23 protein-coding genes are annotated in these 23,119 nt (G+C 62.5%); 13 read left to right on the top strand and 10 right to left on the bottom strand.

Annotated elements, in window-relative coordinates:
- The first annotated feature begins 19 nt into the window (after positions 1 to 19).
- The 3 genes from QQ992_RS20870 (at position 20) to QQ992_RS20860 (ending at position 3,395) form a co-directional block, all read left to right on the top strand.
- The gene (locus tag QQ992_RS20870) at positions 20 to 895 is read left to right on the top strand and encodes a carboxylate/amino acid/amine transporter (protein ID WP_119369162.1); all 876 of its coding nucleotides are present in this window, start codon (positions 20 to 22) and stop codon (positions 893 to 895) included.
- A 1-nt stretch (position 896) separates the two neighbouring features.
- Entirely contained in the window at positions 897 to 1,832 is a 936-nt protein-coding gene (locus QQ992_RS20865) for an AEC family transporter (RefSeq protein WP_028699601.1), read from the top strand.
- Between the two features lie 186 nt (positions 1,833 to 2,018).
- Positions 2,019 to 3,395 (top strand): purine-cytosine permease family protein, encoded by a 1,377-nt coding sequence (locus QQ992_RS20860; protein ID WP_119369163.1) that lies wholly within the window; start codon positions 2,019 to 2,021, stop codon positions 3,393 to 3,395.
- A gap of 45 nt (positions 3,396 to 3,440) precedes the next feature.
- On the opposite strand, the gene QQ992_RS20855 is transcribed toward QQ992_RS20860, so the two are convergent.
- Positions 3,441 to 4,742: a mechanosensitive ion channel family protein gene (locus tag QQ992_RS20855; protein WP_119369164.1), complete on the bottom strand. Its 1,302-nt coding sequence runs from the start codon at positions 4,740 to 4,742 to the stop codon at positions 3,441 to 3,443.
- 103 nt (positions 4,743 to 4,845) lie between these two features.
- On the opposite strand from QQ992_RS20855, the gene QQ992_RS20850 reads away from it, so the two are divergent.
- Positions 4,846 to 6,207 carry a DEAD/DEAH box helicase gene (locus tag QQ992_RS20850; RefSeq protein WP_286110884.1) on the top strand — a complete coding sequence of 454 codons (1,362 nt, stop codon included), beginning with the start codon at positions 4,846 to 4,848 and terminating at the stop codon, positions 6,205 to 6,207.
- A 168-nt stretch (positions 6,208 to 6,375) separates the two neighbouring features.
- On the opposite strand, the gene QQ992_RS20845 is transcribed toward QQ992_RS20850, so the two are convergent.
- The 3 genes from QQ992_RS20845 to QQ992_RS20835 all read right to left on the bottom strand — a co-directional run bounded on the left by QQ992_RS20845 (position 6,376) and on the right by QQ992_RS20835 (position 7,326).
- On the bottom strand, positions 6,376 to 6,648 hold the full coding sequence (locus QQ992_RS20845; RefSeq protein ID WP_286110883.1) for a hypothetical protein: 273 nt from the start codon (positions 6,646 to 6,648) through the stop codon (positions 6,376 to 6,378).
- Positions 6,649 to 6,737: 89 nt separating this feature from the next.
- Positions 6,738 to 7,031 carry an addiction module antidote protein gene (locus QQ992_RS20840; protein ID WP_286110882.1) on the bottom strand — a complete coding sequence of 98 codons (294 nt, stop codon included), beginning with the start codon at positions 7,029 to 7,031 and terminating at the stop codon, positions 6,738 to 6,740.
- Entirely contained in the window at positions 7,024 to 7,326 is a 303-nt protein-coding gene (locus tag QQ992_RS20835) for a type II toxin-antitoxin system RelE/ParE family toxin (protein WP_286110881.1), read from the bottom strand. Before QQ992_RS20835 ends, QQ992_RS20840 begins: the two co-directional genes overlap by 8 nt.
- 155 nt (positions 7,327 to 7,481) lie before the next feature.
- Here QQ992_RS20835 and QQ992_RS20830 point away from each other — a divergent pair, with 155 nt between their 5' ends.
- Positions 7,482 to 7,877, top strand: coding sequence for a transcriptional regulator (locus tag QQ992_RS20830; RefSeq protein ID WP_104834183.1), 396 nt, complete (start codon positions 7,482 to 7,484; stop codon positions 7,875 to 7,877).
- Positions 7,878 to 7,983: 106 nt separating this feature from the next.
- On the top strand, positions 7,984 to 8,910 hold the full coding sequence (locus QQ992_RS20825; protein WP_025753882.1) for a DMT family transporter: 927 nt from the start codon (positions 7,984 to 7,986) through the stop codon (positions 8,908 to 8,910).
- Here QQ992_RS20825 and QQ992_RS20820 read toward each other — a convergent pair.
- Entirely contained in the window at positions 8,907 to 10,073 is a 1,167-nt protein-coding gene (locus QQ992_RS20820) for an MFS transporter (RefSeq protein ID WP_286110880.1), read from the bottom strand. The two genes, QQ992_RS20825 and QQ992_RS20820, sit on opposite strands and share 4 nt — an antisense overlap.
- Positions 10,074 to 10,179: 106 nt before the next feature.
- On the opposite strand from QQ992_RS20820, the gene ptrR reads away from it, so the two are divergent.
- Both ptrR and QQ992_RS20810 read left to right on the top strand, forming a co-directional pair.
- The gene (gene ptrR / locus QQ992_RS20815) at positions 10,180 to 11,073 is read left to right on the top strand and encodes a putrescine utilization regulator PtrR (protein ID WP_286110879.1); all 894 of its coding nucleotides are present in this window, start codon (positions 10,180 to 10,182) and stop codon (positions 11,071 to 11,073) included.
- A gap of 124 nt (positions 11,074 to 11,197) precedes the next feature.
- Entirely contained in the window at positions 11,198 to 11,326 is a 129-nt protein-coding gene (locus QQ992_RS20810) for a PA1414 family protein (protein ID WP_009683677.1), read from the top strand.
- Positions 11,327 to 11,388: 62 nt separating this feature from the next.
- Here the strand turns inward: QQ992_RS20810 and QQ992_RS20805 are convergent, their stop codons facing one another.
- Positions 11,389 to 12,768 carry a sodium:solute symporter family protein gene (locus tag QQ992_RS20805; RefSeq protein WP_286110878.1) on the bottom strand — a complete coding sequence of 460 codons (1,380 nt, stop codon included), beginning with the start codon at positions 12,766 to 12,768 and terminating at the stop codon, positions 11,389 to 11,391.
- Between the two features lie 133 nt (positions 12,769 to 12,901).
- Positions 12,902 to 13,852, bottom strand: coding sequence for an agmatinase (speB, locus tag QQ992_RS20800; RefSeq protein WP_003254586.1), 951 nt, complete (start codon positions 13,850 to 13,852; stop codon positions 12,902 to 12,904).
- A 226-nt stretch (positions 13,853 to 14,078) separates the two neighbouring features.
- On the opposite strand from speB, the gene QQ992_RS20795 reads away from it, so the two are divergent.
- The 3 genes from QQ992_RS20795 (at position 14,079) to QQ992_RS20785 (ending at position 17,338) form a co-directional block, all read left to right on the top strand.
- On the top strand, positions 14,079 to 14,972 hold the full coding sequence (locus QQ992_RS20795; RefSeq protein WP_016711883.1) for a LysR family transcriptional regulator: 894 nt from the start codon (positions 14,079 to 14,081) through the stop codon (positions 14,970 to 14,972).
- A 136-nt stretch (positions 14,973 to 15,108) separates the two neighbouring features.
- Positions 15,109 to 16,674 carry a methyl-accepting chemotaxis protein gene (locus QQ992_RS20790; protein WP_286110877.1) on the top strand — a complete coding sequence of 522 codons (1,566 nt, stop codon included), beginning with the start codon at positions 15,109 to 15,111 and terminating at the stop codon, positions 16,672 to 16,674.
- Between the two features lie 64 nt (positions 16,675 to 16,738).
- Positions 16,739 to 17,338: a tRNA-uridine aminocarboxypropyltransferase gene (locus QQ992_RS20785; protein WP_286110876.1), complete on the top strand. Its 600-nt coding sequence runs from the start codon at positions 16,739 to 16,741 to the stop codon at positions 17,336 to 17,338.
- A gap of 126 nt (positions 17,339 to 17,464) precedes the next feature.
- On the opposite strand, the gene QQ992_RS20780 is transcribed toward QQ992_RS20785, so the two are convergent.
- The 3 genes from QQ992_RS20780 to QQ992_RS20770 all read right to left on the bottom strand — a co-directional run bounded on the left by QQ992_RS20780 (position 17,465) and on the right by QQ992_RS20770 (position 20,095).
- Positions 17,465 to 18,823 (bottom strand): TolC family outer membrane protein, encoded by a 1,359-nt coding sequence (locus tag QQ992_RS20780; protein WP_105946032.1) that lies wholly within the window; start codon positions 18,821 to 18,823, stop codon positions 17,465 to 17,467.
- A 311-nt stretch (positions 18,824 to 19,134) separates the two neighbouring features.
- Positions 19,135 to 19,500 (bottom strand): YbaN family protein, encoded by a 366-nt coding sequence (locus QQ992_RS20775; RefSeq protein ID WP_110741621.1) that lies wholly within the window; start codon positions 19,498 to 19,500, stop codon positions 19,135 to 19,137.
- Between the two features lie 7 nt (positions 19,501 to 19,507).
- Positions 19,508 to 20,095, bottom strand: a complete 588-nt coding sequence (locus tag QQ992_RS20770) for a YecA/YgfB family protein (protein WP_105946034.1) — start codon at positions 20,093 to 20,095, stop codon at positions 19,508 to 19,510.
- Between the two features lie 244 nt (positions 20,096 to 20,339).
- Between QQ992_RS20770 and recQ the strand changes: the two genes are divergently transcribed.
- On the top strand, positions 20,340 to 22,487 hold the full coding sequence (gene recQ, locus QQ992_RS20765; protein WP_105946035.1) for a DNA helicase RecQ: 2,148 nt from the start codon (positions 20,340 to 20,342) through the stop codon (positions 22,485 to 22,487).
- A gap of 150 nt (positions 22,488 to 22,637) precedes the next feature.
- Complete coding sequence (locus tag QQ992_RS20760; RefSeq protein ID WP_016711876.1) at positions 22,638 to 23,075, top strand: MarR family transcriptional regulator; 438 nt, start codon at positions 22,638 to 22,640, stop codon at positions 23,073 to 23,075.
- Positions 23,076 to 23,119 lie beyond the last annotated feature (44 nt).

The following is a 23,119-nucleotide window of genomic DNA, read 5'->3' as shown; positions in this document are numbered from 1 at the left end:
TGATTCACGAGAGGCAACCATGGGCTACCTGATAATCGTCGCGCTGATCCAGGCGTTTTCCTTCAGCCTGATCGGCGAGTACCTGGCCGGGCACGTCGACAGCTATTTTGCTGTGCTCGCACGGGTGGTGCTGGCAGGCCTGGTGTTCCTGCCATTGACCCGCTGGCGCCAGGTCGAGCCGCGCTTCATGCGCTCGATGCTGCTGATCGGCGCGCTGCAATACGGCATCACCTACGTCTGCCTGTACCTGAGCTTTCGCGTACTCACCGTGCCTGAGGTGTTGCTGTTCACCATCCTCACGCCGCTGCATGTGACGCTGATCGAAGACGCCATGAACCGGCGTTTCAACCCGTGGGCGCTGCTGGCCGCGCTGGTTGCCGTGGCCGGTGCGGCGGTAATCCGCTTCGACAGCATCAGCGGCGAGTTCTTCATCGGCTTCCTGCTGCTGCAACTGGCCAACTTCACCTATGCCGCTGGCCAGGTGCTGTACCGCCACCTGGTCGCGCGCCACCCCAGCGACCTGCCGCATTACGCGCGCTTCGGCTACTTCTACCTGGGCGCCTTGCTGGTGGTGTTGCCGGCCTTCCTGCTGTTCGGCAACGCCCAGCACCTGCCGAGCACCGATGTGCAATGGCTGGTGCTGCTGTTCCTGGGCCTGTGCCCGACGGCGCTGGGCCTGTACTGGTGGAACAAGGGCGCGTGCCTGGTGTCTGGCGGTACGTTGGCGGTGATGAACAACCTGCATGTACCGGTAGGGCTGTTGCTGAACCTGTTGATCTGGAACCAGCACGAGCCGCTGGGGCGGCTGTTCATTGGCGGCGGAATCATCCTGGCGTCGGTGTGGTTGAGCCGTCTGGGTGGGCGTGCGCAGTCGCCGCTGGCCGGCAAAGCCTGACATGCACACCATTTTTGTCATTGTTGCGCCGATCTTCGCCTTGATCCTGGTTGGCTACTTGTGCCGCAAGACCAACAAACTGGGCGACAAGGCCGCCGCCGAGATCAACAAGATGGTGGTCTGGCTGTGCCTGCCAGCGTTGCTGTTCAAGGTTACCGCCACCGCCACCTGGAGCGAGATCTGGCACCCTGGGTTCATCGTGGCCTTTGGTGCGGGTGCCTTGGCCATGTTCGTGGTCACGCTGGCGTGGCGGCTGTACAGCGGCCATGGCCTGGTGGCATCGAGCATAGACGGGCTCAGTGCGGGCTATGCCAATACCGGCTATATCGGCATCCCGTTGTGTCTGTTGCTGTTCGGCCAGGCGGGCTTGCAGCCGGCCCTGATCTCGTCGTTGATCGTCGTGTGCCTGGTGTTCGCCATTTCGCTGACACTGATCGAGATCGGTTTGCAGGAAGAGCGGCATATTGGCCGCGCCATCGTGGTGGTGGGCAAGGCGCTGGCGAAGAACCCGCTGGTGATTTCGCCGCTGGCGGGCGCTGGCTGGGCCATGACCGGGTTGGGGCTGGCTGAGCCGGTAATGCACTTTCTCGACATGCTGGCGTTGGCTACCACGCCGTGCGCCTTGATATCGCTAGGCGCGTTCCTGGCGGAAAAGCGTACCGGAGCACAGGCCAGCCCGTGGCCGTTGGTGGGGTTGAAGCTGGTAGGGCAGCCGGCGCTGACCTGGGTGCTGGCGTACAAGGTGTTCAGCCTGCCGAGCATGTGGGCGGCTTCGGCGGTGCTGCTGGCGGCACTGCCGACCGGAACCGGGCCGTTCATGCTGGCGGAGTACTACAACCGCGAGGCGGGGCTGATATCGCGGACGATCCTGCTATCGACCGTGGCTTCGCTGGTGACCTTGACCGGGCTGTTGTATCTGTTGGGCTATGCGGGGTAGCTGAAGGCCGCTTCGCGAGTAAACGCGCGCCTACAAACAATGCGTTTTCCTGCCGAAGCGGGGCAGCTCATCGGCCCTGACGTTATCGAGCATGCCATGGCGCAACCAGCTATGACGCGTTCGTTACTGAGCCCAAATCACGCTGGTGCCTACCCGATAATCATGAAAATGAATCGGGAGACCGGCGTGAAGCTAGAAACGCGAAGTATCGAATTTGTCCCACACGCTGAGCGTTATGGCACGCCTAAACGTCTGTTCACCATCTGGTTCAGCTCCAATTTCCAGATAACTGCCCTGATGGTCGGCACCCTGGGCGCTGCGTCGGGGCTCAGTTTTGGCTGGACATTGTTGGCGCTCCTGGTCGGCAACCTGATCGGCACCGTGTTCATGGCGGCGCACTCTGCTCAAGGGCCTCACCTCGGCGTGCCACAGATGATCCAGAGCCGAGCCCAATTCGGTGTGCATGGCGCGGCGATCCCGTTGTTGGTAATGGTCACGGCCGCCGTACTGTTCCTTGCTGCCAGCGGCGTGCTGATGCGTGAAGCGTTGCAGGCGCTGGTACCCATGAGCGATAACCTGGCCATTGTGGTGGTGGGCTTACTGACCTTTATCATTGGCTTTATCGGCTACGAACTCATCCACCGCCTGGGGGCATGGATGAGCCTGCTGTCCACCCTGGTTTTTGCTGGCGCCCTGGTGCTGATCCTGCTGCACCCTGGCGGCCTCGAAAGCACAACCGCGGTGAGCACAGGCTTTTCGTTCGCCGCCTTCAACCTGATCGTTGCCCAGTCTGCCTCCTGGACGCTGGGCTATGGCCCCTATGTGGCCGACTACTCGCGCTACCTCCCGGCCAACGTCAACCCTCGCGCCACGTTCTGGGCCACCTATTGCGGTTGTGCGCTGGGCTCCTTCGCCATGATGGCATTGGGTGCACTGGTGGCCGTGGAACTGCCCGCCGCACTGGGGCATGACCCTGCAACGGCCATTGCCGCGTTGTTTGGCCCGTGGGCGCCGTTGGCGCTGGCAGTGATCGCACTGGGAGTGATTCAGTACAACGTCCTGTGCCTGTACAGCGCGTACATGTCGTCAGTCACGATCTTTGGTGCGTTCAAGACGATCGCTCACGTGACCTCAACTGCCAAAGCCATGGTAATGGCCTGCCTGACCGCAGCGGCAACGGTGATCGCCATCGCCACCCAGTACAACTTCGACACGTTCTTTGCCGATATCCTGATCGGCCAGTTGTACCTGCTGATTCCATGGAGCGCGATCAACCTGGTGGACTACTACTGGGTGTGCCGGGGCCACTATGATGTGGGAGCGTTGTATGACGCCAAGGGGCGCTACGGACGTTTCAATCGTCGAAGCCTGGCGGTGTACGCCGTGTCGATCATCGGCACCATCCCGTTCATGAAACTGTCGTTCTACACGGGGTTCGTGGCCGAATGGCTGGGTGTGGACATCAGTTGGGCCATGGGCTTGATCCTGGCCGGCGCGCTGTATTGCATGGTCCATGGGCGCGCAAGCAAGCCACTTTCGACAACCGTGGAATACGCGCCCTAAGGCTGCTTTGAAAGGCGAAAGGGCTGCAATGCAGCCCCTGTGCTTTCAAGCCTCGCTCATCGCTTCCAGGCGGCGCGGCGCCGATTCCGGCGTTGCACGCCCCGCCAACCCGGCCCGCATGTCATTGCCGCTCGGCTGCTGATACAGGCTCAAGCCGAACTCCGGCAACACGGCCAGCAGATAGTCGAAAATATCCCCCTGGATGCGCTCGTAGTCTGCCCACACCGTGGTGGTGGTGAAGCAGTAGATCTCCAGCGGCACACCCTCGGCGGTGGTCTGCATCTGCCGCACCATGCAGGTCATGTTCGGGTGCACGTTGGGGTGGTTCTTCAGGTAGGCCAGGGCAAAGGCGCGGAAGGTGCCGATGTTGGTCAGTTTGCGGCGGTTGGCCGCCAGCTCCGCCACCGGCCCCAGGGCCTCGTTCCAGTTTTGCAGCTCCTGGCGCTTGCCGGCCAGGTAGTCGCCCAGCAGCTGCACCTGGCTCAGGCGCTGTTCCTCTTCGCGGGTAAGGAAGCGCACGCCAGCCGCATCGATGAACAGGCTGCGCTTGATCCGCCGGCCACCGGACTGCTGCATGCCGCGGTAGTTGCGGAACGACTCGCTCATCAGGCGCCAGGTGGGGATGGAGACGATGGTCTTGTCGAAGTTCTGTACCTTGACGGTGTGAAGGGTGATGTCCACCACATCGCCATCGGCACCCACCTGCGGCATTTCGATCCAGTCGCCCACATGCAGCATGTCGTTGCTGGTCAGCTGCACGCTGGCGACGAACGACAGCAGGGTGTCCTTGTATACCAACAGCAGTACCGCCGACATGGCACCCAGGCCAGACAGCAGCAACAGCGGCGAGCGGTCGATCAGGGTGGCGATGATGACGATGGCGGCGAAAATCCACAGCATCATCTTGGCCAGTTGCACGTAGCCCTTGATCGAGCGGGTGCGGGCGTGTTCGGTGCGGGCGTAGATGTCGAGCAGGGCATCCAGCAGGCACGACAGCGCCAGGGTCATGAACAGCAGGGTGAAGGCCAGGGCGACATTGCCGAGGAAGTGCTGGGCGGTGTCGGACAGCTCAGGCACCAGCTTCAGGCCAAACTGCAGCACCAGCGACGGTGTGGTTTGTGCCAGGCGGTGGAATACCTTGTTGTGGCGCAGGTCGTCCAGCCACTTCAGCGCCGGTTGGCGTGCCAGCAGGCGGGCGCTGTGCAGTACCAGGAAGCGTGCCAGCCGGCCGATGACCAGGGAAATCAGCAGCAGCACCGCCAGGCCAATGGCCGCGTGCAGCATGGGGTGTTGGTCGAGGGTGCCCCACAGGTCGAGGGAGTCACGCCAGATTCGTTGGATATCCATGGGCTTGCGTACAGTCTTGTTGCGAAACGAAGTGCCATTAGAGCGCGGATGGCGGCAAAGTTGCCAAAAGAAATTCGGCTAAGCCGGCAGAAAACGTTACCCTATGCAACTGAATTTCCCGCACTTGCCCGAGGTTACCTCCGTGTTCTCCCAATTCGCCCTGCATGAACGCCTGCTTAAAGCCGTGGCCGAGCTTAAATTTGTCGAGCCAACTCCGGTGCAGGCCGCGGCCATCCCCCTGGCCCTGCAAGGGCGTGACCTGCGCGTGACTGCGCAGACCGGTAGCGGTAAAACGGCTGCCTTCGTGCTGCCGCTGCTCAACCGCCTGGTCGACCTGAAAGGTGGACGGGTAGAGATCCGCTCGCTGATCCTGCTGCCGACCCGTGAGCTGGCCCAGCAGACCCTCAAGCAAGTGCAGCTGTTCTCGCAGTTCACCTACATCAAGGCGGGCCTGGTCACCGGCGGTGAAGACTTCAAGGAACAGGCCGCCATGCTGCGCAAGGTGCCGGACGTGCTGATCGGTACCCCGGGCCGCCTGCTCGAGCATCTCAATGCCGGCAACCTCGACCTGTCCCACGTGCAAGTGATGATCCTCGACGAAGCCGACCGCATGCTCGACATGGGCTTCGCCGAAGACATGGAGCGCCTGTGCAAGGAGTGCGAGAACCGCGAGCAAACCCTGCTGTTCTCGGCCACCACCGGTGGCGCGGCCCTGCGCGACATCATCGGCAAGGTGCTGAAAGACCCTGAGCACCTGATGCTCAACAGCGTGTCGCAGCTGGCCGAAGGCACCCGCCAGCAAATCATCACCGCCGACCACGACCAGCACAAAGAGGCGATCGTGCAGTGGCTGCTGGCCAACGAAACCTTCGACAAGGCGATCATCTTCACCAACACCCGCGCCCTGGCCGACCGTATCTACGGCCACCTGGTAGCCAAGGACGTGAAGGCGTTCGTGCTGCACGGCGAAAAGGACCAGAAGGACCGCAAGCTGGCCATCGAGCGCTTCAAGCAAGGCAGCTCCAAGGTGCTGGTGGCCACCGACGTCGCAGCCCGTGGCCTGGACATCGACGGCCTGGACCTGGTGATCAACTTCGACATGCCACGCAGCGGTGATGAATACGTGCACCGCGTGGGCCGTACCGGCCGCGCTGGTGGCGAAGGCCTGGCGATCTCGCTGATCACCCACAATGACTGGAACCTGATGTCGAGCATCGAACGCTACCTCAAGCAGCAGTTCGAGCGCCGGGTGATCAAGGAAGTGAAGGGTACTTACAGCGGGCCGAAGAAGGTCAAGGCGTCGGGCAAGGCTGTTGGGGCCAAGAAGAAGAAGGTCGACAAGAAGGGCGGCGACAAGAAAGCTGCCGCCAAGCGCAAGCCGACCGCCAAACCGCGGCCAAATGCACCGCTGGCCAGCGCTGACGGCCTGGCGCCGCTGAAAAAGCGCAAGCCGGCTACTGAGTAATCAGCGCGCTGCAAGGCCGATGCCTACTTTGTAGGAGCGGCCTTGTGTCGCGAAAGGGCTGCGAAGCAGCCCCTCGTTTTTCGCATTGATGCAGGACCCGGGGGCCGCTTTGCGGCCCTTTCGCGACACAAGGCCGCTCCTACATCGAGTGCGTTCCAGCTAGGTGCCTTACTCAGCCTTCTTCTCCGCCGTTTTCAACTCCTTGATCCGCTGATCTATCAGCTGACACTTGTCGGGCAAGTCCTTGCTCGCCGTCTCCAGGTCCATCCCCTGAAGCTCTTCATTGATTTCCTTGGCCTTCTGCGGGTTCTGCTCGGTCAACTGGGTAACCAGCCCGGCCAGCTCTTCACGTTTCTGCGTTGCTTCTTCCGGTGTGCAGGCCCAGGCGGGCAGGGCGCAGGACAGGGCGATGGCGCAAGTAAGGGGCAGCAGCGGTTTCATCCTTTTTACCTCCAGCGGTGGTTATGCGCGGTGGAGGGCAAAAGGCGCGGGCAAGTTCAGCGATTGCGACCGATGGCGATGACGGTCAGTCAGCCGGCGAGGTGGGGGCGCGCCGTCATATCTATGCCCAATGCTTTCATCACCGTTAGAAAAGACTTGAGCGTAGGGTTGCCATGTTCGCTGAAAGACCTGTAAAGCTGCTCTCGGGACAGTCCGGTCTCTCTGGCCAGCTCGCTCATACCTTTTGCACGTGCCACCACGCCTACAGCTTTGGCGACATAGCTGGCGTCTCCGGTTTCAAGCGCGTCGGTCATGAACAACGCGATGGCTTCAGGGGTAGTGAGGTATTCGGCAGGATCGAACTCAGAGAAGGTTTCAGTCATTTTGCATCCTCCACGAACGCAGAATCTGGCGGGCTGCCTTGATGTCTCGTTGTTGGCTGCCTTTATCGCCGCCACATAGCAGAATGACAATCGTTGTGCCCGCCTGATGGAAATACACCCGGTAACCAGGCCCACAGTGAATTCTGAGTTCACTGATGCCATAGCCAACCGGTGATACATCGCCTGGGAGGCCTTCGAGCAATCGGTTGATCCGGGAAATGATTCGGGCTCTGGCGCTGTCGTCGCGCAGGCCGGCCACCCAATGTCTGAAACTGCTGGACTCTATTTTCTTCATTGAGTGAATGTAGTTTATAAACTACACAAGGGAAGGCGGCAAATGGTTTCTGCCTATTGCCATACCAGGCACTCATCCATTTTTCCGGAACGTCACCACCCACTCTCCGGTCCCAACCTGTGTACCCCTTCCGTCCTTAGCTGGAGCCCATCACCATGAGCATCCCCTACGACTGGGACCTGATCGAGCGCTTGTTGCACGAGGTGCAGAACGGCGCTGGTCACAGCTTTACCCCGCGCCCCTATGCCGAGCAGCACGCCGCAGCGCTGGCTGCCAAAGGTGAGCCGGTGGGAGACCTGGACCTGCTTAAAACCCTGGCCTGTGAGTACGAGAAGCTGCTGTTCAAGCGTGGCTTCATCGAAAGCCGGCCCGAAGAAGAGGGCGGCAATGGCGAAAACTTCGTGCTGACCGAGCGCGGTTTGCGCCTGATGAGCCTGATCGACAGCAGCATCCCCGGCTTCGAGCACCCGCGTCAGGTGCTGGACGAGCAGGCGGATGCGCTGGATGAAGCCACCTTCGAACAGGTGTCAGCGAAGGCGCAGATTGCTTGAGGTCGTTTTGAGGCTGGCAACGGTGGGCATGGAAACCCGATAATCGGTAACTTCTGAATACTGCCGAGCCTTTGCCCATGCCTACGATCACCCCAGAGGCCCGCCCATGAGCGCGGTCCGCAAGAACCCTGACGCCTTCGCTTTCCAGGTGATGCTGGGGCTGTGCCTGATCTGGGGTTGCCAGCAGGTGCTGATCAAAACCGCCGCCGTGGATATCGCCCCGGTGATGCAAGCGGCCCTGCGCAATGGTATCGCTGCCGTACTGGTAGGCCTGATGTTGTGCTGGCGCGGTGGCTGGGAACAGGTCGGCAGTACATGGCGCGCCGGGGTGGTGGCGGGTGGGTTGTTCGGCCTTGAGTTCCTGTTCATTGCCGAGGGGCTGAAGCTGACGTCGGCCGCGCACATGTCGGTGTTCCTCTATACCGCACCGGTGTTTACCGCGCTGGGCCTGCATTTCCGGTTACCCAGCGAGCGCCTGAGGCTGTTGCAGTGGCTGGGGATTCTGCTGGCATTTGGTGGCATTGCCATGGCGTTTGCCGGTGGCATGTCGTTCGAGGAGATGGATGGCCGCATGCTGCTGGGTGATGCCTTCGGTGTAATCGCCGGCCTGGCCTGGGGCGCGACCACGGTGGTGGTGCGCTGCTCACGGCTGTCGGAGGCGCCGGCGACGTTGACCCTGTTCTATCAATTGGCGGTGGGTTTTGCCGGGCTGTTGCTGATTGCCTTGCTCAGTGGGCAGATCGGTGCCGTGTCGCTGACGCCATTGGCCATGGGCAGTGTGCTGTTCCAGGGGATTGTGGTGTCGTTCGTCAGCTACCTGACCTGGTTCTGGTTGCTGCGCAAGTACCTGGCATCAAACCTGGCTGTGTTTTCGTTCATCACCCCGCTGTTCGGGGTGACCTTTGGTGTACTGCTGCTGGATGAGCCGCTGAGCGTCAACTTTGTGATTGGCGCGTTGATGGTGCTGCTGGGGGTGATTCTGGTTAGTGCCGAGCCTTGGGTGAAGAAGCAGTTACGCCGGTATGTAGGTTAAAGGTTTGCCGGGCAGGCGCCGCCGGCCCGCTCGCTGTGTGCCAACCGCACCAGCCCCCCGGCCACCACCAGCCCGCCTGCCGCCGCCATCAGCGCCGGCTGCAGCCCACCGCTGTACTGGATGCTGAGTGCTGCCAGCAGCGGGCCACTCAGCTGCCCCAGGGCAAAGCATGCGGTCAATAACCCGGCATTGCGTTGCGTGGCATGGGGTGCCAGCTCTCGCGAGCGTTGCATCACCAGTTGCATGCAGGCCAGGAACGGCCCGCCACACAGCACCACGCCCAGCGCCAGCCCGATGCCCCCGCCCAACAGGCAGGCCAGCACGCCGACCCCTTGCAGCCACAGCGTGGCGGTCAGCCAGGTTGAGGTGCGGCCGCCACGGCGCAGGCTTACCAGCAGCACGCCCAAGGCCGCCGCCAGGCCAAACGCCGGCCAGAACAGGTCGGCCTGCCACTGCCCCTGGAACTGTTGGTTGGCCATTTGCGACAGGAAGGTGGCCGGCAGGATGTAACCCACGCCGTACAAGGCATACACCAGCCCCAGGCGGCCAATGCCCACGCTGCGGGTCGGGCCTTGGCGCACTGGCGACGGCGCTGGCGCCACTTGCAGGGCGCGTGGCAGCCATGGCCGCACGGCCAGCAACATCATCAGCGCAGCCACGGCATAGATCAGCCACAGGGCTGCGGAGCCCAGCCCCAGCACATGCGCCACCAAGGCCAGCAGCCCGGTCATGGCAATGCCCAGGCCGGGCCCGGCGAACACCAGGGCGCCTTGGCGCTGGCGGTTGTGTGCATTGGCCACTTGCTGGCTGAGGCTGGTGATCATCACCAGCACCCAGGCACTGGCCACGCCGGTACCAAAGCGCAGCAGCAGGTGGCTCCACAACCCGTCAGCGGCCCACGAGGCCAGGGTCAGCAGCACGCACAGCCACAGCCCGCCCTGCAGGCGCAGGCGCACCTGGCCGGGTGAGCGGGCGAACATGGCATCTACCGCGCCAATGAAATAGCCCAGGTAGTTGGCTGCCGCGACCAGCCCGGCAACCGCCAGGTCGAACTGGCCTTCGGCGATCAGTTGCGGCAATTGTGGCGTGAGGGCGAAACGGCCGATGCCCATGGCCATCATCAGCGCCACGGCGCTGGCCAGCAGTTGGATAAGTGGCGACATGACTAGTCTCCTGCACGGATGTAAGCGATAGCCGGCAGGTTAGGGCGGTTTCTTTTTCAATAAAATTGAATAATGATGATCAAGTTGTTCTGTTTTGGAGAATGTCTTGGAATTCAGCCAGCTGCGTATCTTCCAGACCGTGGCCGAGGAAGGCTCGGTCACCCGTGCTGCAGAGCGCCTGCATCGGGTGCCGTCAAACCTGTCGACGCGCCTGCGCCAACTGGAAGAGCAATTGGGCGTCGAGCTGTTCCTGCGTGAACGCCAGCGCCTGCAGCTATCGCCGGCGGGTAAGGTGCTGCTGGACTACGCACACCGCATGTCGGCCTTGCGCGACGAGGCGCTGGCTGCCGTGCGGGGCGGCCAACCGGCGGGGGATTTTGTGCTGGGGACCATGTACAGCACGGCGGCAACCCATTTGCCGGCGTTGCTGGCGCGCTACCACCAGGCCTACCCGGCGGTGAACCTGCAGGTGCGCGCTGCCCCTAGCGGCGAGCTGCTGGAAGGCTTGCTAAGCCACCACCTGGATGCTGCCCTGGTGGATGGGCCGCTGAACCTGGCCGGGCTGGATGGCGTGCCGTTGTGTGACGAGCATCTGGTGCTGATCACCAGCCCGGAGCACCCGGCAGTGCATACCGCCAAGGATGTGGCAGGGAAGGCGGTGTTCACGTTTCGCCAGGGCTGCTCGTACCGCATGCGCCTGGAGGCCTGGTATGCCCATGCGCATACCCCTATGGGCCGGGTCATGGAGATCGAGTCTTACCAGAGCATGCTGGCCTGCGTGATTGCCGGCGCAGGGGTGGCGATGATGGCCCAGTCGATGCTCGACAGCTTGCCTGGGCGCGACCGGGTAAGGGTGCACCGCCTGCAAGCACCGTTCGACCAGGCGGTCACCTGGCTGATGTGGCGACAGGGGATGCGCGGCGCCAATTTGCAGGCGTGGATCGACCTGCAACAAAGCGAAACGATTAACCAGTCGTCGGAATGCGCCGTTACGGCTTGATCCGCGTCAAAATGGCCCTTATCTGTAAGAGCAGAGGCATGCGTAATACAGGACATCGGGCTATGATCTGTATGAAACATCGCAGGATTGATTTGCCGTGAGGCTGACCCGTCAAGGGGGCATTATGAATAAACCACTGTCCAACTGGCTCCACGACCTGGCGGTTGCCCTGGGGCTGATTCCACCACCCTTGCAGCCGGTGCCGATCCCGACTGATGAAGAGCAGCGCAAGCGCCAGCCGCGTCGTCGCTGATAAAAACAAAGGCCGCTGCATCCGGTTGGATGCAGCGGCCTTGTTGTATCTGTCAGGGTCTATCAGGCCAGCTTCACCGCTGCCACCGACTTACGCGACATCAGGCTAACCACCACAAAGCTCACCAGGCCAACAGCCAGGCTGTAGTAGATCGGCGTATTGGCCTCCAGCCCGTCCTTGAACATGAACAGCAGCGCGGTGGCAAAGCCCAGCGACATGCTGGCAATGGCCCCGGCGGTAGTTGCACGCTTCCAGAAGATTGCCCCGATCAGCGGGATCAGCATGCCGCCGACCAGCAGGTTGTAGGCCAGAGTCAGTGCGTTGATCACGTCGTTCACCACCAAGGCGATGCCCAGTACGACCAGACCGGTCAGCAAAGTGAACAGGCGGCTCATGGCAAGGCTCGACTGCTTGCCGCCACGCAGCTTGGGCAACAGGTCTTCGGTCACGGTCGTCGAGGCCGCCAGCAGGCCGGCACTGGCGGTGGACATCATGGCTGCCAGTGCTGCCGCCATCAGCAGGCCACGGATGCCATCGGGCAGGGTGGTCTTGATCATTTCGGCGAACGCATTGTTCGGGTTGGCCAGGTCGGGCATCAGCACATGTGCAGCCATGCCGATCGCGGCGCAGGCCAGGCCGTACAGCACGCAGTACACACCGGCGGTGGTACCGGCACGCTGGCAGACCTTCTCGTCACGGGCGGTGAACACCCGCTGCCAGATGTCCTGGCCGATGAGGATGCCGAAGAAGTAGATCAGGAAGTAGGTGATGATGGTGTCCCAGCCAATGGTGGTCAGCTGGAAGCTGGCCGCCGGCAGCTTGGCCACCAGGGTGTCCCAGCCACCGGCCTTGTACAGGCACACTGGCAACAGGATGAACATCAGGCCGACGGTCTTGATCACGAACTGCACGATGTCGGTCAGGGTCAGCGACCACATGCCGCCAATGGTGGAGTACAGCACCACTACACCGCCGCCGAGCATTAGCGAGGCCCAGAATGGCAGGTCCAGCAATACTTGCAGTACGGTGGCCATGGCCAGGGTGGAGGTCACGCCGATCATCAGCGCATAGGCCAGCATGATTATGGCGCTGGCCTGGCGAGCGGTCGGGTTGTAGCGCTGCTCCAGCACCTGAGTCACGGTGAAGATGCGCAGGCGCAGCAACGGTTTGGCGAGGAACAGGTTGATGGCGATGATGCCCAGGCCCAAGGCTGCACACAGCCAGAAACCGGAAATGCCGTGGACGTAGCCCAGGCGTACGGTGCCAACGGTAGAAGCACCGCCGAGCACGGTCGTGGCCATGGTGCCCATGTACAGGACCGGGCCGAGGTTGCGCCCGGCTACCAGGTAGTCTTCGTGGGTTTTCGCGCGCCGCATGCCATACCAGCCAAGCCCGAGCATGCCGGCGGTATAGATCATTACAACAATGATGTCCAAGGCCATTGGGGGTCTCCCGATTATCTTTATTATGGCGAGATCGACCACGCGGGCGGTTGCACGGCGCCCGGCGGTCTTGTCGTGTTGTTGGCGGGCCTCAGTGGCCCTCCCTCATGGCTCCTGCCGGGGTGTAGCGGTATTAGCGACGCACTACGCCCGGTAGCACGCAGAGCATCTCGAACAGCAGGTTGGCACCGAGCAGCGAGGTGTTGCCGGTGGTGTCGTAAGGCGGGGAGACTTCGACAAGGTCACAGCCGATCAGGTCCAGGCCGTGGCAGCCGCGAATGATCTCCATCGCCTGGATGGTGGTCAAGCCGCCAATTTCCGGGGTGCCGGTGCCAGGCGCCCAGGCCGGGTCGATGCCGTCGATGTCGAACGACAGGTAAACCGGGCCGCCGCCGACTTTTTCCCGCACTTCGGCCATCAGTGGCTCCAGCGACTTGTGCCAGCACTCTTCGGCCTGCACCACACGGAAGCCCTGGCGGCGGCTCCAGTTGAAGTCGTCGGCGGTATAGCCCTGGGCGCGCAGGCCAATCTGCACCACGCGGTCGCAATCGAGCAGGCCTTCTTCCACGGCGCGGCGGAAGGTGGTGCCGTGGGCGATTTTCTCGCCGAACATGTGGTCGTTGACGTCGGCGTGGGCATCGATGTGCACTAGGCCGATCTTGCCGTGCTTCTTGTGCAGTGCGCGCAGGATCGGCAGGGTGATGGTGTGGTCGCCACCCAGGGTCATCGGGATGACATTGTGCTCGACGATCTCGTCATACGCTTCTTCGATGATGCGCACGGCGTCCAGCAGGTTGAAGGTGTTGATCGCCACGTCGCCGATGTCGGCCACCGACAGCGAGTCGAACGGTGCAGCACCGGTGGCCATGTTGTACGGGCGGATCATCACCGATTCGGCGCGGATCTGCCGTGGGCCGAAGCGGGTGCCGGAGCGCAGCGAGGTGCCGATGTCCAGCGGCACGCCAATGAAGGCGGCATCCAGGCCTTCGGCGCTCTGCAGGTGGGGGAGACGGAGCATGGTGGCGATGCCGCCGAAACGCGGCATTTCGTTGCCGCCCAGTGGTTGGTGGAGAGTCTTGTCCACGGTGGGCCTCATCAGTCGGTCGATTGTTCTGTTTGTTCGAACCTGTGCCGCCGCGCGCCATTTCAAGTGTGGTTTTGCCGGCGGGCAGGGACATTTCGGCCAAGTCTGCTGAAGGTAGTGGCGGGGAAGAATCGCTACCGACAAAAACTTAGTTCAGGAATTTCTGAACTAAAGGCGGACAGAGCGGTTAGACTGCGCGCAAATACCCCTGCGGAACCGTTGCACCATGGCCTCGACCTTGCCCGACCTGAAACTGCTGCGCATCTTTATCAGCGTGGTGCGCCACCAGGGCTTTGCCAACGCCCAGCGCGAGCTGAACCTTTCAACCTCGGCCATCAGTACTTACATGAGCCAGTTGGAGGGGGCCCTGGGTATCGTGCTGTGTCACCGTGGCCGGGGCGGCTTCAGCCTCACCAGCAAAGGCGAACTGTTCCACCAGGAAACCCTGCGCCTGTTGGCCGAGCTGGACGGCTTCGAGCAGTATGCCGCCGCCCTCAAGGGTGAACTGCGCGGCACCCTCAACCTTGGGGTGATCGACTCCACGGTCGGTGACCGGGCCCTGCCGCTGGCCGAAGCCATTGGCGCCTACAGCCAGGAGCACCCGGCGGTGCACCTGCACCTGTCGGTGTCCAGCCCCTACGAGCTGCAACTGGGTGTGCAGGACAACCGCCTGGACCTGGCCATTGGTGCGTTCTCCTCGCGCATGAGCGGCCTGCTGTACCAGCCGTTGTACCGTGAGCAGCACTGGTTGTACTGCAGCAGCCGTCACCCGCTGTATACCGAGCGGCGTATCCCTGAACCGGTGGTGACGCAGCAACGCATGGTCGGGCGTGGCTACTGGAGCCAGGCCGAGTTGGCCCGGCATGGTTTCAAGCACAGCGCGGCGACGGTGGAGAGTATGGAGGCGCAGCTGATCCTGATTCTGTCCGGGGCCTATATCGGCTATTTGCCCGAACATTACGCCCAGGCCTGGGTCGACAAGGGCGACTTGCGTGTGCTGTCGCCGTCGACGTTTGGTTACCAGGCCCCGTTTTCGCTGATCATCCGTCGCGGGCGTAGCCGTGAACCCTTGATCCAGACCTTCCGCGACCTGCTGAAAAGCCAGCTCAACGTGGGCTGAGAAGCAAGGTGTTCATGCATTCCGTCGGGAGGCGCTAAATTCCGGCAAAAGCAGACCGCTAACCTGATAGCGCTCTGCTACATATCAACTTGCGCTGATGATTTTCCCTCATTTCATCCTGCAAGGATCGCCCAAGATGCGCATGAATTTGCCCGTCACTGAGCACGAAAGAACCTTTTCCAGCGATCAACGCCTGATTTCCACCACGGACCTGAACAGCCGCATCACCTACTGCAACGACGCCTTCGTGGCGATCAGCGGCTTCACGTACGACGAGCTGGTCGGCCAACCCCACAACCTGGTGCGCCACCCGGATATGCCGCCGGCGGTATTCGGGCATATGTGGGAGACCATCAAGCAGGGCAAGCCGTGGATGGGCGTGGTCAAGAACCGGGCCAAGAACGGGGACTATTACTGGGTCAGCGCCTATGTCACGGCGATCTACGAGCAGGGCCGCATCAGTGGCTACGAGTCGGTGCGCTCGGTGCCCACGCGCGAGCAGATCCGCCGTGCCGAGGCGCTGTATGCCCGCCTGCGGGGCGGCAGGGCTGCCGTGCCATGGGTGGCGCGGCTGGGGCATGGGCTGGGCCATGGCTGGCCGTTGATTGGCGCAGGCCTGTTGTCGGCAGCCGGTTACCTGTGGTTGCCCCCCTATGCCGCGCTCGGGGTGCTGATGGCCAGCCTCCTGCTGGCCTGGTACCTGGTCGAGCACCGGCAGAACCAGGCCATCCGCCGCACGCTGGCCGAGCACCCCAAGGCCTTCACCAGCCCGCTGGTGGCACTGACCTACAGCGACAACCCGGGCCTGCAAGGCCAGCTTGACCTCGCCATCATCAGCGAGGAAGCGCGCTTGCAAACGGCCCTGACTCGCCTGGTGGACGCCGGGGTAGGGGTGAAGTCGAGGGCAGCGCAGTCGTCCGATTTGTCTGACGCCCAGGCGCAGATGCTCGACCGCCAGCGCAGTGAAACCGACCAGTCGGCCACGGCCATCGCGCAGATGGCAGCGACCATCCAGCAAGTCACCCACAACGTGCAAAGTACGGCTCATGCAGCAGGTGATGCCGACCAGTTGGCGCAGCAGGGTAGCGAACTGGCGCTGCAGAGCCTCAAGGCCATGGGCAGCATGAGCGATGCGGTCAATGACATCGGCCTGGCAGTCAATGCCTTGGCCGAGCAGACCCAGTCGATCGGCAGTGTGGTCGATGTCATTACCTCGATTGCCGAACAGACCAACCTGCTGGCGCTCAATGCGGCCATCGAGGCGGCGCGCGCCGGCGAGCAAGGGCGTGGGTTTGCCGTGGTCGCCGATGAGGTGCGTTCGCTGGCCCAGCGCACCCGTGCTTCCACCGACGAGATCCACCACATCATCGCTTCGCTGCGTGCAGGCGCAGAACGGGCAGTGAGCACTGCCAACCGGGGCGAGCAGATCTCGCGAGACAGTGTGCACAGTGTCGAGGCCGTGCAGGCTGCGTTGAGCGGGATAGCCCAGGCGGTCAGCCGGATTACCGGCATGAGCCAGCAGATGGCGACGGCGTCGGAGCAGCAGAGCCATGTGGCCGAGGACATCAACCAGCAGATCGTGAGGATTGCCCAGCTGTGTGACCAGAGTGCCGGGCAGGCCAGGCAGGGGGCTGAAATCAGCCAGGATCTGGAACGCATGGCGGAGTACCTGCATAGCCTGGCGGAGCGCTTCAACCGCTGAAATTGCCGGGCCCGCCAAGCGGGCCCCGGTTCTGTGGCAAACTGTCTCCGCCAAGGAGAACCCCATGCCCAGACCCCGCTGCGAGCGCTGCCAGCGCCCGCTCGACCATTGCCTCTGCCCACTGATCCCCGCACTCGACAGCCGCACCCGCGTCATCCTGCTGCAGCACCCCAGTGAAACGGCCCATGCCTTGAATACTGCGCGTCTCGCGGCCCTTGGCTTGAACAATGCCGAGTTGCGGATTGGAGAGGTATTCGAGGACTTGAGTGAACTGTTGGCGACGCCCGGTTGCCGCCCGGCTCTGCTATTCCCGGGTGACGACGCCCAGGTGCTCGCGGCGTATAGCGAAGCCGAAGACAAACCCTTGCTGCTGATCGTGCCCGACGGCACCTGGCGCAAGGCGCGCAAGCTGCTGTACATGAATCCGTTGCTGGAGGGGTTGCCGAGAGTGACCTTGGGGGCCGTTACGCCTTCACGTTACCGGCTGCGCAAGGCGCCGGAAGCGGGGGCGTTGTCGACGATCGAGGCGGTGGTGGGGGCATTGAATACGCTGGAGCAGCCAGCCTGCTTCGATGCACTGCTGGCGCCGTTCGAGGCGTTGATCGAGGGGCAGATCAAGGCGATGGGGATGGAGACGTTTCAGCGTAACCATGGCACCGAGTGAAGGCTGGGGGCTGCTTTGCAGCCCATCGCGACACAAGGCCGCTCCTACAGGGGATCGCGTACTCGTGTAGGAGCGGCCTTGTGTCGCGAAAGGGCCGCAACGCGGCCCCGGCAGTCTCAAGCCTGATCAACGCATCTCGGGCAGGCGCGCCTCGGTGCGTACCTCAGTGGTAGCCAACGCCTCTGGCGGCAGCGAGATATGTTGCTTGGTCAGCAACTCACCCATGGTCGCCAGTACGCGATAACGCGAGAACTCCTCGGTATAACGCACTTCGGTGTAGCGGCGGTCGGCGTTGTACAGCTCGTTCTCACTGTCCAGCACGTCCAGCAGGGTACGCTGGCCCAGGCCGAACTGGTCCTGGTAGGCGGCACGCACGCGCTTGGTGGTCTCGGCATATTCACGCGCGGTCGGCAGCTGCTTGCTGGCGTTGTTCATGGCGTTCCATGCCAGGCTCAGGTTTTCGGTCAGCTCACGCAGGGCGTTGTTGCGGATGTCCAGGGCCTGGTTGATCTTGTGCGCGTCAGACTGCAGGCGGGCCTTGTCGCTGCCACCGCGGAACAGGTTGTAGTTCATCTCTACACCGGCCTGCCAGTCGTTGTTGTTGTGGCCTTTCTCGCCGCCGGTGTTGTTGTTGGCACCGGTTGCCAGAATGGCGTCGAAGCGCGGGTAGAAAGTCGACTTGCCGACTTCGTACTGCTGCTCGGCGGCGTTGACGTCAGCCTGGGCAGATTTGATGTAGGGGTTGTTCTGACGCATGCTGTCGCGCGCGCCGTCGAGGGTTTCAGGCACCTCGGCCTTGATGGTCTGCGGGCTTTCCAGCTCGTCCGGGGCACGGCCGATCACGCTGAAGAAGTTGGCCTCGGCATCGGCCAGGTCGACTTCGGCGGTGTCCAGGTTGTTTTCTGCCAGGGCGCGACGTGCGCGGGACTGGTCGAGGTCGGCGGTGCTGCCAACGCCGCGCTCGTTACGCAGGCCGATCTGGTCGTTGACGCGCAGGTGAGCTTGCAGGTTGTTCTTGGCCAGGGTTACCAGCTCGCGGCGCTTGAGCACTTCCAGGTACACCTCCACGGCACGCAAGGCAACATCCTGGGCAACGGCCTGGGTGTAGTAGGCACGGGAGGTGGAGACTGCCTCGGTACGGCCCACTTCATTCGAGGTGTTGAAGCCGTCGAAGATCATCTGCCGCAGGCGCAGCTCGGACTGGGTGTAGTTGAGGGTTTCCTTGTTGTGGTTACCCTCGGCACGGGTAGTGGTGTTGTCCGAACGCTGGCGGCCATAGCCAGCGACCAAATCCACGGAAGGGTAGTAGCCACCACGCGCAAATTTCACGTCCTCATCGGCCGACAGCTTGCTGTTGCGGTTGGAGCTGACTTGTGGGTGGTAGTCCACGGCGCTCTGGACGGCCTCGGTGATCGACATCGCCTGTACGTTGGCACTCGCCAGGGCCAACAGTAATGCACTGGTGATGGGGTTCAAAACGCGCATGGTACATCTCCCTGATCCTGGAATTGATCCTGCTGCTCGCCAAAAAAATGACGATAATGTTATCGCGTATAGTGTTGCAGGTTTTTAACAACACAGCTAAGTACATTCAACGCGATATGTAAGAAGATTTATTCATATCAAATTGCCATATAAGATCTTTGTTGTCTAACAAAGATACCAATAAGTGCTGATGGCGAACGCGCGTAACGCTTTCAAAGCCAGTGTCTGCAAGGCTTTTGCAAGGTTCCAGAATTATTCTGGATAAAGGAAATGTCCGTTAGGCGAAAGTGATATTTGGCGACAAAAAAATGTCACTTTGGCTTATGCAGGGTTTTCTGTCTGAGGATGTACAGGCTCACCAGCACGGCACTTGTCAGCATGAATGTGCGCGCCCAGAAGAGGGGAACCAGATAGCACGATAGACCAATGCTGGCCCACATCAGGCCGATGGCGTAGACCTTGCCCTTGAGGGGAATGCCTTCACCACTGAGGTAGTCGCGAATCCACGGCCCGAGCCTGGGGTGGTTGACCAGCCAGTGGTGAAAGCGCGGCGAGCTGCGGGCAAAGCAGGCTGCCGCCAATAGCAGGAAGGGGGTGGTGGGCAGTACCGGCAGGAAAATCCCCAACACCCCCAGCGCAACGCTGAGCCAGCCGATGGCCAGCAGCAGGTAGCGCACAGGCAGATTAGTGGTGGCGTGGTTTGAGCAGCGCCGGTTTTTCGTCAGGGGCGTGCAGCAGCAGGAACAGCGCGGTCAGCGCTTCGGGGATCTGTACGATCATGTCGTCCTGCAGGTTGGCGTTGCTGGCGATGTCGGCGAACTCTGGCTGTTCGTCGAACAGGCCCGAGCCGACCATGATCGGCAGCAGCATCTCGCTGACTTCTTCTTCGGCGTTCTCGAACCAGGCCTCTTCACGCAGGAACACGCCTTCCATGAAGCCGATGCACCAGCCGCGCAGGTCGGAATCGTCCGGCTCGTCGGTCAGGTCCAGGTCGCATGGCAGTTCGAATTCGTCGTCGCTGGCCAGCTGGCGGGCGATGTGCGCCTTGAGGGCAACCAGCGTCGCCTCGATTTCGGTGCGCTGGGCATCGCTGCTGTAGTGCGGCTCTTCGGCGAACAGGGCGTCGATCCACTCGCGCTCCGGTACATCCTCGGCGTTGATCGACAGGGCGGTGAGGTAGCCGTGTGCGGCGACATAGTCCAGCGCTTCTTCGTGCAGCTCGTCGGCGTCGAGGAAGGCTTGCAGGCGGGTCAGTTGCTCGGCGAAGGACATTACAGGGCTACCTTGGGGAATAAACGATAACGAATTCTAGCACCTTGCAGCGGCAGCGGGGCAAAGGGAACGTCTATCGCCGTGGTGCCCTGCGCAGTGCGGTGCTGCGGTATACTCCGCGGCTTTTCATCCAGGGGCTGGGTTTACCGGCCGCCTGGCAAAAACCGCTTACGCTTTTGGCGTGTGCGGGGCGGGTTTTTCGTCCAGCCTGTTTCCAGGATGGTACGGCGATTTGGAGTTGCACATGCTCGAACAGGCTCAGCGCGTTCTCAAGGATATCTTCGGCTACGACAGTTTCCGAGGGCGCCAGGCAGCAATCATCGAATGCGTGGCCAACGGCGGCGATGCCTTGGTGCTGATGCCCACCGGCGGCGGCAAGTCGTTGTGCTTCCAGGTACCGGGGCTGCTGCGCCCAGGCCTGACGGTGGTGGTTTCGCCACTGATCGCGTTGATGGATGACCAGGTTGCCACCCTTGACGAGCTGGGCGTGGCGGCGGCTGCGTTGAACTCCACGCTGACGCCTGAGCAGCAGCGTGACCTGGCCGGGCGCCTGCGCCGTGGCGAAGTGAAGATGCTGTACCTGGCGCCGGAGCGCCTGGTGCAGCCGCGCATGCTCGACTTCCTGCGCGACCTGGACATTTCGCTGTTCGCCATTGACGAAGCCCACTGCGTCTCGCAATGGGGCCACGACTTCCGCCCCGAATACCTGCAACTGGGCCAGTTGGCCGAGCTGTTCCCGCATGTGCCGCGTATTGCGCTCACCGCCACCGCCGACATGCGAACCCGCGAGGAAATCGTCCAGCGCCTGCACCTGCAAGGCGCCGAGCGCTTCCTGTCGAGCTTCGACCGGCCCAACATTTTCTACCGCATCGTGCCCAAGGAAGCGCCGCGCAAGCAGCTGATGGCCTTCCTCGGCGAGCGCCGTGGCAACGCAGGCATCGTCTACTGCCTGTCGCGCAAGAAGGTCGACGAAACCGCCGCCTTCCTCTGTGACCAAGGCTTCCCGGCATTGCCGTACCACGCTGGCCTGGCTGCCGAGACGCGCGCGGCCAACCAGCACCGCTTCCTCAACGAGGAAGGGCTGATCATGGTCGCCACCATTGCGTTTGGCATGGGCATCGACAAGCCCAACGTGCGCTTCGTTGCCCACCTCGACCTGCCCAAGTCGCTTGAGGCCTATTACCAGGAAACCGGCCGTGCCGGCCGTGACGGCCTGCCCTCCGATGCCTGGATGGCCTACGGCCTGCAGGACATGGTGATGCTCAAGCAGATGCTGCAGAACTCCGAAGGTGACGAGCGCCACAAACGCATCGAGCAGCACAAGCTCGATGCCATGCTGGCGCTGTGCGAGGAAACCCGCTGCCGCCGCCAGTCTCTGTTGGCCTATTTCGACGAAACCCTCGAACAGCCCTGCGGGCATTGCGACAACTGTGTCGACAAGATCCAGACCTGGGACGCCACAGAGCCGGCCCGCCAGGCCCTGTCGGCGGTGTTCCGCACGGGCCAGCGCTATGGCGTCGGCCACCTGGTCGATGTGTTGCTGGGCAAGGACACCGAGAAGGTACGCAATTTCGGCCACGAGAAGCTGTCGGTTTTCGGCGTCGGCAAGGGCCTGGCCGAGGTCGAGTGGCGTTCGCTGTTCCGCCAGCTGGTGGCGCGCGGCCTGGTTGATATCGACCTGGAGGGCTATGGCGGCTTGCGCTTGTCCGACAGCTGCCGGCCGCTGCTGCGTGGCGAGGTCACCCTGCAATTGCGCCGCGACCTCAAGCCGCAGACCACGGCCAAGGCTTCGTCGTCCAGCGGCGGCAGCCCGGCCAGCCAGCTGGTGCGTGCCGAAGAGCGCGAGCTGTGGGAAGCGCTGCGTACCTTGCGGCGCAAGCTGGCGGAGGAGCACAGCGTGCCACCCTACGTCATCTTCCCCGACTCGACGTTGCTGGAAATGCTGCGCAGCCAGCCTGTCAGCCTCAGCGACATGGCCCAGGTCAGCGGCGTGGGTGCGCGCAAGCTGGAGCGCTATGGCCAGGCGTTCCTCGAAGTGCTGAACAACAGTGGTGGCACCGACGAGGCGCCGAAAGTGGTGCTCGACCTGCGCCACGAGTTGGTCAGCCTGGCGCGCGCCGGCATGACGCCGGCGCAGATCGCCGGGCAGCTCAACTGCAGCGAGAAGAACGTGTATAGCCTGCTGGCCGAGGCACTGGGCCGCCAGGAACTGAGCCTGGACCAGGCCCTCGACCTGCCGGAAGACCTGCTGATGGAAGTGCAGGACGCCTTCCTGGATGGCGAAGGCGAGCTGCCAGCGGTGTCGGCCATTGCGCCGTTGTTCGGCGCTCGGGTGCCGGAGGGCGTGCTGTATTGCGTGCGCGCAGCGTTGGCGGCGGAGTTCGAGCTGTAAACAGCGGCAGGATCGAAGGCAGAAGCGCCATCTGCTGACCTTTGTCATGCTTTTTGACGATTATCGTACACGCCCGCGTGCCCGAGCCTTGCCTCGTGGCGCCGGCCATGGTTAGCTGCCTAATAATTAGATCTATTCAATGAGTTGCTTATGCCCCTGACCGACAACCAACACCGCTTTGGCATGCAGCTGGCCCAGATGTCCCGGGGTTGGCGTGCCGAACTGGATCGCCGCCTGGCCGGGCTCAACCTGTCCCAGGCGCGTTGGCTGGTGTTGCTGCACCTGGCCCGTTTCGAAGAAGCCCCGACCCAGCGTGAGCTGGCCCAGAGCGTGGGCGTTGAAGGCCCGACCCTGGCGCGCCTGCTCGACAGCCTGGAGGCGCAAGGGCTGGTACGTCGGCAGGCGGTGCTGGAGGACCGGCGGGCGAAGAAGATTGTACTGTGCCCGCCGGCCAAGCCACTGATCGACCAGATCGAGACCATCGCCAATCAACTGCGGGTGGAGCTGTTTACCGGGGTGGACGAGGCGGACTTGCAGGTGTGCATGCGGGTGCATGCGAAGATTCTGGCCAACCTCGAGAAATCTTGAATACAGCTGCAAGCCCTAAGCTGCAAGCCTCAAGTAGAAGCAGA

Source organism: Pseudomonas kurunegalensis (genome assembly GCF_030291635.1).
In the GTDB taxonomy this organism is placed as follows: Bacteria; Pseudomonadota; Gammaproteobacteria; order Pseudomonadales; family Pseudomonadaceae; genus Aquipseudomonas; species Aquipseudomonas monteilii.
The sequence above is the reverse complement of the archived record's forward strand: the minus strand, read 5'-3'. Positions and strand labels throughout refer to the sequence as shown.